A 12,659-nucleotide genomic window follows, 5' to 3' on the forward strand; every position below is an offset into this window, starting at 1 on the left:
AAAGCATAGCTCCGACGAGCGCAGAACATCAACACGAAAGTGCATTGACATCATAACAACTGTTGTTATTTTCCAAAAAAATCTGATGGAGAGTTGAGTGCGTGTTCTTGTACTAGGAGGTGCTGGTGAAATGGGACGGATCACGGTGTGTGAGGCGGTTGCTTTTCCATTTGTGACTCATGTCACAGTTGCTGACCTCAATTTTGAAAAAGCAAAGCTAGCCGCTTGGGGGGCTGGTGGAAAGGCGTCTGCGGTTCATTGTAATGTCATGGACGTAGAGGGTTTGGGCCAGTTGGTTGCCAGCCATGACGTTGTTCTAAATACTGTTGGACCGTTTTATCGCTTTGGACTGTCAATTCTTAACACCGTACTTGGTGCTGGCAAACATTACGCGGATATCTGCGATGATTGGGAGGCCATGCTCGATATGCTGGAACTGGATCCGAAGGCTAAATCCACAGGATCGCTGGCCCTGCTCGGAATGGGCGCCAGTCCCGGTATTACCAATCTGTTGGCGAAATCGATCAGTGCATCGTTTGACCAGGTGGACGAGCTGTTCACCGGCTGGTCACTGGATGTGCAAGAAGAGGATCTTGGTAATGGGCATAATAAGCAGACGGAGATGCCCAACGCTGCAACGATTCATTGGCTTCAGCAACTCACCGGAACAGTCCGGCAGTTGGAAGGGGGATTGCTTAGAGACGTCAAGCCTCTTCAAAGACGTGTGATCGATTATCCAGGAATTGGTACGCTTCCGGTTTGGAACGTCGGGCATCCGGAAGGCGTAACGCTGCCACGTGTTTTTCCCGGGCTCAAGACGTGCGCAAACGTAATGATTGGCGACGATCAGGACTTTCAGGATCTCAAATCCCTGACCAGCCTGATTGATCATCACGTTATGTCTCTGGAGCAGGCCGCTCGATATCTTGATGAGAGCAGCGTGGAACGACTTCCAACTGAAGACATAAAAGCTTCAACTCAGCCTCAGCTCTTTGCCTGGGCAAAAGGGACACACAATGGCCAAAATGCAATTGCTAGCGCCCATCTTTGTGCACTGCCACAGGGTGGAATGGGGGCAGCAACCAGCATACCATTGGCGATGAGCCTGCCATTTTTTGCACGGAGATTGAATGGACGGTCGGGCGTGTTTACGCCTGAAGAATTCATCGCTCCTGAAGAATTCTTCGATGAACTCTCCCTTCGGTGCTTAAATTCAATAGATAGCGGCTCCCCGTTCATTGTGCGCCATTTTCAGTATGTAGGATGAGATGTCTTGAGGTTGAAATTGAAGAGTTTGCGCGGTGCACACGCTCTCTTCACAGAAACTGGACAGTTTCACGGTTTACCGCTCCACAATTTCGCGGTTTGTCAGCTTATAAAGGTATATAGAAATGAGGTATCCCTCTGGCCTCCTGCTTGCCGTCTGTTCCCTGGCCTTCATCGCTGTCCATGCTGCGCAGGCGGAAGAAAATGTGGCGGCCGCCGCGGCCGCGCCAAACGAGCCTGCGCCGCGCGCCGCATCGGCTTTTACCGCCGTTAAGGCCCCCGCCACGTGGGAATTGTCCTTCAACGGACTGTTCGTCCCGCGCGAGGAGGTGGCTGTTGGCACGTCACTGCAGGATCAGCGGATTGCTTCCGTCGAAGTGGAGGCAGGGGATGTCGTGTCAAAGGGGCAGGTGCTGGTCCGGCTTGATACTGGCAAGCTCGATAATCAGGTGCTCGAGAATGAAGGCCGCGTGGCGCGTGCTCGCGCCGCCCTTGCTCAGCAGCAGACGGCACTTGCGCAGTCAGAAGCTCATTTCGAGCGGGCAAAGCATCTGATCGTATCCAGAACCATCACCAAGAAAGATTACGACGACCGGCAATCATCACTCGATGTGGCGCATCAGGCCGTTGCGGCGGAGGAGGCTGAATTTAAGCAAGCAGAGGCGCAACTGGCCGAGGCCAGACGGGAGCGCGCCCGTGCCGTCATCGAGGCACCCGTCGCCGGGATCGTGTCGGAGCGCAAGGCGCGCACCGGTGCGCTTGCCGGCAATGAGCTGCTTGTCAGTCTCATCCGCGACGGTGAAATCGAGCTTGCGGCGGAAGTGCCGGAAAGTGACCTGTCTTTGCTGAGGACGGAGCAAGCGGCACGCGTCACTCTGCCGGACGGTACTGTGGTTTCTGGGCGTATCCGGCTCGTCTCTCCCAGGATCGACCGGGAGACGCGATTGGGCACGGCCTATATTGCGCTTGAAGGGAAGGGGGAGGCGCTCTTTTCGGGGGCTTTCGGCAAGGCTGAAGTGGTGGTTGCGCAAAGAGACGCGATTATGGTTAGCGGCTCCGCCCTTCTTCATGGCGCACAGCCCCACGATGCTTCGATATTCGTCGTTATCGATGGTAAGGCGGTCAAAAGAAATGTCGAGCTTGGTGCTCGCCAGAACGGCAGAGTCGAAATCCGTTCCGGCCTGCGCGAAGGGGAGCGAGTGATCGCAAAGGCAGGCCCCCTGCTTCGCGATGGCGAGCCCGTCACGACTGTCGATGTCCAGACCCCCTGAAAGTTTCAATATGACTAGCAATATTTCCGCCTGGGCGATCCGCAAGCCGGTTCCGACCATCGTTCTCTTCATCGTGCTCACACTGGCCGGATGGATTGCATTCACCAAGCTACCGATCAATGCCAACCCCAACGTGACCTTCCCGATTGTCACGGTGATGGTGACGCAGCCGAGCGCCGCGCCTTCCGAGATGGAAACGCAGGTGACCCGCCGCGTCGAAGGTGCGGTTTCCGGCATCGCCGGCGTCAAGCATATCCGTTCAAGTATAGCGGATGGCGTATCGACGACGACGGTCGAATTCAAGATCGGCATTGATCCCGACCGCGCGACCAATGATGTGCGCGAGGCGGTGACGCAGATCCGAGCGGATCTACCGCAATCAATCCAAGAGCCAGTGATCTCACGTGTCGATGTCGATGGCACCGCTATCCTTTATTATATGGTCTCCGCGTCGCAGGTCTCCCCAGTCGATTTGTCATGGTTCGTTGAGGATACGATCACCCGCGAGCTGCTGACCGTTCCGGGTGTGCAGAAGGTGCAGCGGCTGGGCGGTGTCAACCGGGAAATCCGCATTTCCCTAAAGCCGGATCGGCTGCATGCGCTGGGCGTCTCAGCGGACCAGATCAACACGGCGCTGCGTGACCTGAATGTCAATGTGCCGAGCGGACGCGGCAATATTGGTGACCGGGAGCAGTCAGTTCGCACCATCGCCAGCGCCAGAACCGTGGACGATCTCGCGCGGTTGACGATTTCGCTGCCGGGCGGCCGATGGATTCCGCTACGCGAGATCGCCACGCTGGAAGATGGCCCTTCCGAGCCGCGTGGCTTTGCCCGCCTGGATGGCAAGCCGGTAGTCGGCTTCTCCATATCACGCGCCAAGGGATATAGTGATACATCGGTTGCGGATGCCGTGACCGCGCGTTTGGCGGAAATCCAGAAGGCCCACCCCGAATTGAAGCTCACGGAGCTGATCTCCACTGTGGAGTACACGCTCCAGAGCTATGACAATGCCATGTCGGCCCTGATCGAAGGCGCTATTCTGACAGTCGTTGTCGTGTTCCTTTTCTTGTGGAACTGGCGCGCGACCCTGATCGCTGCTGTCGCCATGCCTCTGTCGATACTGCCGACCTTCTTCGCCATGGAAATGCTGGGCTTCACGCTCAACAGCATCAGCCTGCTGGCCTTGACACTCGTCATCGGAATTCTCGTTGATGACGCCATCGTCGAAATCGAGAATATCGAGCGTCATGTGCATATGGGCAAGCGGCCCTATATTGCGGCGCTCGAAGCCTCCGATGCCATCGGGCTCGCGGTCGTGGCGACCACGCTAACCATCGTCGCTATCTTCGCGCCGGTCAGTTTCATCGGCGGTGCTGTTGGACAGTATTTCAAGCAATTCGGTCTGACGGTCGCCATCGCCGTGCTGATTTCGCTTGCCGTCGCTCGACTTTTGACGCCGCTGATGGCGGCTTATCTCCTGCAGCCAGTGGGGGCCGCGCATCACAATGCCGGGGAAAGCCGGCTCGGCCGTTGGTATCTTGGTGTTCTTGGCTGGACGCTCGACCACCGCAAGATCACTTTTGCGCTTGTCGCTGCTATCTTCGCCGGCTCAATCTATCTGATGGCCTTACTGCCCGCCGGTTTCCTACCGGAAGGCGACTCCAATCTTTCCCAGGTGAAGGTCACGCTCGCACCCGGCACCCGGTTGGAAGAAACCGCTGAGGTTTCCGACCGGATTGTCACGCAACTGCTGGAGCGGGCTGAAGTAAAGGATGTGCTGGCGACCACAAACGATGCCGTCAGCGATTTCGAACTGCTGATCAAGCTGAAGCCGCGTTCGGAACGCCCCATAAGCCGGAAGGAATTCGAGGCGGCGGTTCGCCCGATCTTTACTGCCGCGCCGGATATCCAGTTCACATTCCTCAATGATAACGGCGGCAAGGAAGTATCCGTCACGCTTGCAGGGAACAATGGCGAGGAACTGACCCGTGCTGCCCGAAAGCTCGAGGCGGAGATGCGGCAATTGCCGCAACTGGCCAATGTCGTCTCGACGGAGCCGCTGGCTGCGCCGGAACTGCACGTGAAGCCGCGCTTCGATGAAGCGGCCAGGCTCGGCGTTTCGCCAGCAGCGATCGGCACAGTGGCTCGTATTGCCACGCTCGGCGAAACTGACTCCAACTCGGCGCAGTTCAATCTCGGAGAGCGGCAGATTCCGATACGGGTTCGTCTGGAAGGCGCCGTCCGCAGTAATCTGGATACGTTGCGCAGTCTGAAGGTGGGAGCGGCGTCAGGAAAGGCGGTGCCGCTCGCTTCGGTCGCGGACATCTCGTTTGGAACTGCCGAAAGCCGGGTGGAGCGGCTGGACCGCAAGAGACTAGTTCAGCTGGAAGCCAATCTCAACAATGGCGCCACTCTGGGCAGCGCCATGGCGGCGATTTCGGTACTGCCCGCCTATATGGATCTTCCGGCGGGTGTCAGTCAGATCGAATATGGCGATGCTGAGTCCATGAACGAGATGTTTGTCAATTTCGGCCTGGCGCTTTTGACGGGCATATTGATGGTGCTCGCAGTGCTGGTGCTCCTGTTCAAGGATTTTCTGCAGCCGCTCACCATTTTAATCGCCCTGCCACTTTCCATTGGGGGTGCGGCGCTGGCGCTTCTTGTCTACGGTGCAGCGCTCGATCTTTCTTCGGTCATCGGGATTCTCATGCTGATGGGCATCGTCTGCAAGAATTCTATCCTGATGGTGGATTTTGCCATCGAATGCCGCAGGGAAGGGCTGGACCGCCGCTCAGCGCTGCTGAAAGCGGGTATTACGCGTGTACGACCAATCATCATGACCACCATCGCCATGGTGGCGGGCATGGTCCCGGCAGCCATAGGCACTGGCGGGGACGCAGCCTTTCGCGCGCCGATGGCGATAGCGGTCATCGGCGGCCTCATCGCCTCGACGGCGCTAAGCCTGATCTTCGTGCCGGTTATGTTCACCGCGATGGATGATCTCAATAACTGGCTTGGGGGGAAACTCAAAAAGCTCACCTCCGTGACGCAAGAAGATCACGCACTCGGAGAGCAAGTCCTGAACAAGCAGGAACTTGGATAGAATGAAGATGCCCAGCGGAGATGCGGAAGAGTTGGATATTCAAAAGAGCGAACCGAAATGAGCGGTTTTAAAAATTATGATGAGCCCATAACCGTCGACTTGAAGAAAAACGATCAGCTTCTAGTATTGGGCGCATCCGTTCTTGGGTGCGCGGTCCTGTTCTTTTATCTTCCCCGTTTGGCGATCTGGGCGTTAATTGAGTTACCCTGGGTTCCGTGGGAAGGTCCTCTGCAACTCGCGGTAACTGCGGGGCAGGCACTTACCAGCTGGGGAATGGGAATTCTTGGAGCTTTTGCAGGTTCGGGACTCGGTCTGATAATTCTTCATGGCGAGCCTGTGGTGACAATTTCAGAACACGAACTTGTTGTCACCAGAGGAGAGAAACGACGCAGTTTCGCCAGAACCCAGGTTAGCACAGCAACCGTTGTGGGTAAGAAACTTGTTATTAAAAATCCCCGAAGTGTGGAGTTGCTATATTTGAAAGTCAATGAGCCGGAAAATGTAGCAAAGGCTTTGCGCGAAAAAGGATGGGGTGAACGCTAGTGATAGTTTGATTCAAATCGTTGTCGAGGGATCCTGCGCAGTGCGAGTGGACTTGTATGCTTACTAGATTATGCCAGCAGAAGTCGTTGTCGAACATTTATAATACGTTGAAGGATCATTGTTGAGAAGCGCTTTCTGCCGGCTGAGATAAAGGATTATTTGCCTTATTTTTCTTGTAGTAAAGTGATACTACAGTGAATATTATACAATGTTTACAATAACTTGGTTCCAAAATTAGTCTTACGCGATTTTCGCTATCGTATTGATTTGGTTTATGTAAACTCGTGACAATGGCAATTTCACTCCCGACAGCCAAGAAACTGTGAGATGCATATCCCAGATTGTTGATTGCCGCTAAGAATTGACCCGGGTCAGTTCTCAGCGGCAATCAACAGCGACAGGTTCCCGCGTTCCACACGAAAGCCTGGTTAAGAGTCACGCCGCCTTTATACCGGATTCCGCCTGGGCAGAAATCAGGTCGCCGCCCAGACTCATCCTGGGCTAACGAATTCATCCCGGTTTCGACATCATCTTGCACTTTTCGACACGTCATCAGCGGTTCGCTTGTGCTCGTCTCTCTAACCCTCACCTGACGGACTATAACGTCCGCCTGTTCTACAACGCTCACCACCACGGCTATTTACCGTCACAGCTTGCAGTGGTTTGAAACCTACCCCTGACGGTCGGCTTCGAGAGGCCATACCCACATCTTTCGTGCAGCGCGGGTCCCACATTGCTGTGGGTGCCTCGCGGCACACCTTCATCCAGATGCCATTTAGGTGACGATGATCCCGCGATAATCCAACTTGTCTTCTCCATGCGAAAGCTCAGCTGAAAGCGGAAATAGTGCCACACAGTTTCGGCAATGATCTCGGAGGGAAAATGATGACCACCATACAGCAAGGCACGATGTCCGGTCATACGCCGTTATCGCCGTAGACATTTACACTCAAGTTAAGATAACGGTGACAGCAAATCTTTTTGTGGCTGGAATGCTATGCGACGGTTGCGCTATTATTGCCTTTCATAGACGATATAGACTGCCAAGGCCGGTCTCGGGCGCCCTGTCAGTGCAGTCGGCCATCGGCAAACCCTGCGACCATCCTGCTGCCATGGCCTGCACATCACGCAATGGATCGGAGGCCTTGGCGCGCTCATTGCGAATACGGCAGGTTTCCGGGTCTTTGGCGAAGAGGCCGCGCGCGAACATGCGGCCCTGCTCAGCCAGCTTTGTAGTTTTTGATCCGCGAACCTCCGCGAAAAGCTGCAAGGCTTCTTCAAGGCCTCCGTTTGGCAAGTCCAAGCACCGCGCTAGATGCCACGCGTCTTCCAGAGCCTGGCAGGCGCCTTGACCAGATGTTGGCAACGGCGCATGCGCTGCATCCCCGACGAGCAGTACATTAGCCCGAGCCCAAGTGTGCAGCGGCTCCAGATCGTGCACGGCAATCAGTTGGATGGAGTGTGCGGGCGTGGCATCGATGAGGCACGCGACAGGCTCAGGCCATTTTGCAAAAAGATCCAGAACATCTTTGTGCATATCCGCTGCGGGCTTCGCCTCAGGCAATGGCCGCGCCTGAGCGGCCGCCCAGTACACCAAATCTTTTCGAATAGCGACGCAACCGAAACGATCACCAGAACCCCAGTAGTCCTGAATCTCGATGTCGCTCACCAATGGACCATTCCCCCGTGCTACTCCGATCCAGTTCACGAAGCCTTGATAAATTGGTTTATTGTACCCTGCGACAAACTTGCGTGCCACCGAGTCCATGCGACCATCCGCGCCAATAAGCAGATCTGGACGGACAATCTCCCCATTTTCGAACCGGACTTCGGCCTTGCCGTTGGCATCCAAGTCTATCGCTAACGCTCGATGCCCGAACTCTACCTGGATGCCAGCTCGTGCCACATGGTCCAGCAGTACCGCCTGCAAATCCCGACGCAGGATTGTATGAGTTGGGTATCCCATGATTTGATCCAGCTGCCGAATGTCGCATCCTCTCAGCGAATTACCAGCGGCGTCTTTGCGGTGCACTGACAATGGCCGCCCGCCCGCTGCCGCGATGTCCTCCAACAGCCCCAGTTCTTGCAGCACAAAGCCAGCGTTGGGCCAGAGCGTCACGCCGGCTCCCATGGTCGCCGGGTAGCTGAGGAACGGTCGTGTGGAAAGTGATGCAGATTCTATATAGGGTCGTGAATGGACGTGAAGCGTTGCAGATGTCGTGCGCGTGACGTCTGTCCTTTTAAGGTTATCTATGCAGCTCTTTTCGTGAGGTCGATGCCGATAACTGTTACCTCATCTATTCAAGGGAATTCCTGCGCGATTTCTTTCCAACGGTTCTGAAGTGCCGCAATCGGGCCTTCAAAATCAACCCGGTTAGTTCCACCGGGAATATCACAACCAGCCTTGTCGCCCGTTCGCACCAGAACGAGAACTCTGCGTGTTGAGCGGTTATTGCGCAGAGGTCGCCACAGAGCTGATTCTCTAATCGCTCAAAAAAGTTCGGGGCCAGTCCAGTTGTCGACCAGCTTCAATTCGTCCGCGGGCATCGAAGTTGCGCATTTGATCCGTAACAGCAATTCACAAACGACAATCGTTCTTCATTCGAGGTCTTTGCGGAACTCGCAGCACAATTGCGTCCAGAAATAAGGCCGTCTTTAACCTACTGAAAAATCTGCGACATAACCCCTTTCGGACCCGTTCTATAAAGAGCAGGCATGACGTCAGCTCACTTTGTCGAGGCAGCTCGAAACAGGCGGGCAAAGATTCTGTCGCAGTCGGGAGTGAATGCAATTACTCACCCTCCACCGGAGTATCGAGACGCCCGCCCCATTCGCTCCAAGAACCATCATAAAGTGCGCCATATGGCAACCCAGCTATACACAAGCCAAGCGTCAATATTGCGGCGCTCACACCACTCCCGCAACTTGTGATCACCGGTCGCTTTCCATCGACACCAGCGATGGCGAAACGCGCGCGTATTTTTTCTGGTGACTGGAAAGTGCCATCGGTACAAAGCAAGTCCGTATAGGGGACGTTCACTGCGCCCGGAATATGACCACTACGTATGCCCGCACGCGGCTCAGTTATTACGCCGGAAAAGCGGCCCGCTGCCCGGGCGTCCAATACAAGTTCTGTATTCGTTTTCAGATTTTCCAACATGTCACCGATTCCACGGAGATACTTGGCTCTAAAATCCGGCCGGTAAGCACTCGAGTCCGGTGCAGAGGGGGCACCACAATCAACCGGCAGGTCTTCCGACCTCCATTTGGGCAGACCTCCATCCAGTACCGATACGCGATCGTGCCCAAACAAACGCATCAGCCACCAGCCGCGTGCCGCCGACGCTAAGCCTTTTTGGTCATAGAAAACCACACGGGAAGCATTTGAGACTCCCATGGCACTCAACAATTTCGCAAACCTGCCAGGAGAGGGCACCATATGCGGCAGTTCCGTGTCTTGGTCAGCAATCTTATCAATATCAAAATAATACGATCCTGGGATATGAGAAGCCAAGAACTCCGAATATCCGTCCTTGCTCTCATTCGGCAGGTACTTAGTTGCATCAAAGACAAATATATCAGGGCTACCAATTGCACCGACGAGCTCTTGCACACCTATTAACGGCTTCATTCATTCTCCTTCAGCCAATGGCACAAGTTTTCGATTGAGTATAAACGTCTCCAAATTTGGATGCAATCGCGCGCGAGCTGTGCAGAGGGTTGGGTTGCAAACTTTTTCGTCAATGCGCGTATGATGGGTACCCCGGTGTTTTCGCAGCACAGTTTAGGTGGGGATTAGCTCTTCTGGCTAGGCTTGGGATCCATTGATTTTAGAGTTATGAACTGATTCAGTTTCGCTTGAGGAGACTGATCGATGAGTAATCTTTACTGGCTGAGGGAAGGACAAATGGCACGCCTTCGTCCCTTTTTTCCCTAGAGCCATGGACGCCCACGCGTTGATGATAGGCGTGTCTTGAGTGGAATTATCTTCATTCTTCGCAATGGGTTACGGTGGTGTGATGCTCCTCGGGAATACGGGTCCTGTAAAACGCTCTATAATCGTTGGAACCGTTGGTGTCACAAGGGGATATTTGCTCATATATTGGAAGGCCTGTCTTCCAAGTCGTCGGTCGGCAGGACCGTGATGATGGATGCGACCTATTTGAAAGCCCACCGTACGGCTTCAAGCCTACGGTTAAAAAAGGGGGCGATGGACGCCTGATCGGTCGGACGAAGGGTGGCATGAATACCAAACTGCACGCCGTCACCGATGCACAGGGTCGCCCCATCAGGTTACACATCACGGCAGGACAAATCAGCGACTATACCGGAGCTGCAGCCTGTCTGGTTGTGAGACCTCATTGGCATAATAAAGCACGTCATCTACTTTGGCCATGAGTTCGCCGTCAATTGCGGGTTTGTAAAGAGGGTTGGCGAGGCGAGCATTCAGCTCAAGATGTTGCTTTACTTTGTTGACGGGCGACTTTCCTGAAAGAACCCGCTGTCTTCGTTGATTATAGGCATGGTTGAAGCCGATGAGTAGTGTTTCGAGGTCTGCATGGCCGGCGACATTGATACCGAGAACCTCGCTCGCGACCCGACCGTTAAAGCGTTCCACCATGCCGTTAGTCTGCGGCGTATATGGCTTTGTCGTGCGGCGGATGACTTTGAGTTTTGCGCAGGCTTCTTCAAAGCTGTCAGCTGTAAAGCATGATCCGCGATCAGTCAGCACATGCGTTATCCGGAAGGGAAATGCTTTTCGTGTCTGGCTCAGGAAGGCAACCGCGTTGGCTGCATTTTCAGCATCGTAAACAGCCAGATGCACGATTTGGTGTCTCTATTAGTTGCCATCTCGTATTTTAAAACCTCGCTGACGGGGCCGTATTTCATTTCTAATCCACGCTTGCATCTGACCAGTTGGCTTGCTCTGCATTTGAAAATTCCACTTGCCGCAGGAATACTATGTCGATAAATTCCGGTTCTATCGACATTATTGTGCGATATGTCGATGCTGACGACATATCTGTGCGAGGTGTCGACCGAATGAAGAGCAATCGACATGCCATTCCTACCCGACCATCCATATAATGAGCTCCCTTCGCTTCCCCCTCGGGACGAGGTAGAGACAAGGACGGTGCTCAAGGCATGCATTGCAGCGCTCGCCGAACTTCGGGTATCCGGACAACTCATCCCGAACCAGTCTGTCCTGATCAATTCAATCCCAATGCTCGAAGCACAGGCGAGTTCGGAAATCGAGAACATCGTAACCACAACGGACAGGCTCTTTCGCTTCGCGAACGAAGCCGGAAACCAAGCCGATCCGGCAACCAAGGAGGCGTTGCGTTACCGCACGGCTCTCAACGAAGGATATCTGTCCGTTAGAAATCGGCCGGTTTCAACGTCTACGGCTGTGGCCGTGTGTCGTACTATCAAAGGCGTCGCTCTCGATATTAGGTCAACACCAGGCACTGCGCTGATGAACGAGACGACAGGAGCAGTCATCTACACGCCGCCGGAAGGACAGGAACTGCTGCGCGACAAGCTCGCCAACTGGGAACGTTACATTCACGAAGCCGAAGAAATCGACCCGCTGATCCGACTTGCAGTGATGCACTATCAATTCGAGGCCATCCATCCCTTTACTGACGGCAACGGTCGTACTGGCCGTGTTCTGAATCTGCTTTATCTCGTCGACAAGGGGCTTCTCGACATCCCGGTCCTCTATCTCAGCCGCTACATCATCGGCAACAAGCGTGCCTATTACGACCGCCTTCTGTCCGTCACAACGCACGGAGCGTGGGAGGATTGGATTCTCTATATGCTGGAAGCGGTCCGCGAAACTGCCGAATGGTCAACCACGTGTATCCGTGCGATCCGTGATCTGCTCGACCAGACTGCCGGACGTATGCGGCGCGCGCCCCCAAAGATCTATTCGCGGGAACTGGCAGAGGTGATCTTTGTAAACCCTTATTGCCGCATCGGAGACCTGGTAGAGGCGGGAATCGCCAAACGCCAAGCGGCTTCCGTTTATCTGAAAGCGCTCGTTGACGACGGCATGCTTCACGAAATGAAGGCCGGGCGAGAAAACCTCTATATTAATCCGGCGCTGCTCGCTCTTCTCAGCGACCGTCCCACACCATTGCCTGGCCTGTAAGACAGCCATCGGCACCACAAGCCGTATCGATCACGCCAGAGAAAAGCTGCATGCGGATGGCTGTTCCGAATTCGATATTCAATATGCCTTTCAGAAAAGGTACCATTGGCCGCCGGTGACCGAAAATAGCCGCGGGCTTTGGCCTCCGTCCTGGCAATTTCAAAGCCTGGTCCTTGCGTGCCACGCGTATCCCCTGTCCTGGTCGACGCAGGAAGCTTTACTGATGAAGTTCGTCGCCGATCATTTGTGGTATCCCACCAAAAGCAAAACCGATCCATCGCAGGACATTGCGACAGCCTTGCGCTCGAAAGGCCTGTTGCGT

General features: G+C 54.7%; 7 protein-coding genes and 3 pseudogenes. 6 read left to right on the forward strand and 4 right to left on the reverse strand.

Annotation, left to right across the window (positions count from 1 at the left end):
• Positions 1-97 precede the first annotated feature (97 nt).
• The 4 genes from CES85_RS25960 to CES85_RS25975 all read left to right on the forward strand — a co-directional run bounded on the left by CES85_RS25960 (position 98) and on the right by CES85_RS25975 (position 6,183).
• Positions 98-1,267, forward strand: coding sequence for a saccharopine dehydrogenase family protein (locus CES85_RS25960; RefSeq protein ID WP_157743527.1), 1,170 nt, complete (start codon positions 98-100; stop codon positions 1,265-1,267).
• Between the two features lie 124 nt (positions 1,268-1,391).
• The gene (locus CES85_RS25965) at positions 1,392-2,537 is read left to right on the forward strand and encodes an efflux RND transporter periplasmic adaptor subunit (protein WP_095448636.1); all 1,146 of its coding nucleotides are present in this window, start codon (positions 1,392-1,394) and stop codon (positions 2,535-2,537) included.
• Between the two features lie 10 nt (positions 2,538-2,547).
• Positions 2,548-5,640 carry an efflux RND transporter permease subunit gene (locus CES85_RS25970; RefSeq protein ID WP_095448637.1) on the forward strand — a complete coding sequence of 1,031 codons (3,093 nt, stop codon included), beginning with the start codon at positions 2,548-2,550 and terminating at the stop codon, positions 5,638-5,640.
• Between the two features lie 57 nt (positions 5,641-5,697).
• A complete protein-coding gene (locus CES85_RS25975) occupies positions 5,698-6,183 on the forward strand; it encodes a YqeB family protein (RefSeq protein WP_095448638.1) in 486 nt (161 codons plus the stop codon).
• A gap of 1,024 nt (positions 6,184-7,207) precedes the next feature.
• Here CES85_RS25975 and CES85_RS25985 read toward each other — a convergent pair.
• Both CES85_RS25985 and sseA read right to left on the reverse strand, forming a co-directional pair.
• Positions 7,208-8,323 (reverse strand): annotated as a pseudogene (locus CES85_RS25985) (FAD-dependent monooxygenase); the annotation flags it as partial.
• A gap of 651 nt (positions 8,324-8,974) precedes the next feature.
• On the reverse strand, positions 8,975-9,814 hold the full coding sequence (gene sseA / locus CES85_RS25995; protein ID WP_095448640.1) for a 3-mercaptopyruvate sulfurtransferase: 840 nt from the start codon (positions 9,812-9,814) through the stop codon (positions 8,975-8,977).
• 243 nt (positions 9,815-10,057) lie between these two features.
• On the opposite strand from sseA, the pseudogene CES85_RS26000 reads away from it, so the two are divergent.
• Positions 10,058-10,542 (forward strand): annotated as a pseudogene (locus tag CES85_RS26000) (IS5 family transposase); the annotation flags it as partial.
• Here CES85_RS26000 and CES85_RS26005 read toward each other — a convergent pair.
• Positions 10,499-11,014 (reverse strand): annotated as a pseudogene (locus CES85_RS26005) (integrase core domain-containing protein); the annotation flags it as partial. The pseudogenes CES85_RS26000 and CES85_RS26005 overlap by 44 nt on opposite strands.
• 228 nt (positions 11,015-11,242) lie before the next feature.
• On the opposite strand from CES85_RS26005, the gene fic reads away from it, so the two are divergent.
• Entirely contained in the window at positions 11,243-12,337 is a 1,095-nt protein-coding gene (fic, locus tag CES85_RS26010; RefSeq protein WP_095448641.1) for a protein adenylyltransferase Fic, read from the forward strand.
• Here the strand turns inward: fic and CES85_RS27330 are convergent.
• Positions 12,303-12,521 carry a hypothetical protein gene (locus CES85_RS27330; RefSeq protein ID WP_157743528.1) on the reverse strand — a complete coding sequence of 73 codons (219 nt, stop codon included), beginning with the start codon at positions 12,519-12,521 and terminating at the stop codon, positions 12,303-12,305. The two genes, fic and CES85_RS27330, sit on opposite strands and share 35 nt — an antisense overlap.
• Positions 12,522-12,659: the final 138 nt, after the last annotated feature.

The sequence above is a fragment of the Ochrobactrum quorumnocens genome, assembly GCF_002278035.1.
In the GTDB taxonomy this organism is placed as follows: Bacteria; Pseudomonadota; Alphaproteobacteria; order Rhizobiales; family Rhizobiaceae; genus Brucella; species Brucella quorumnocens.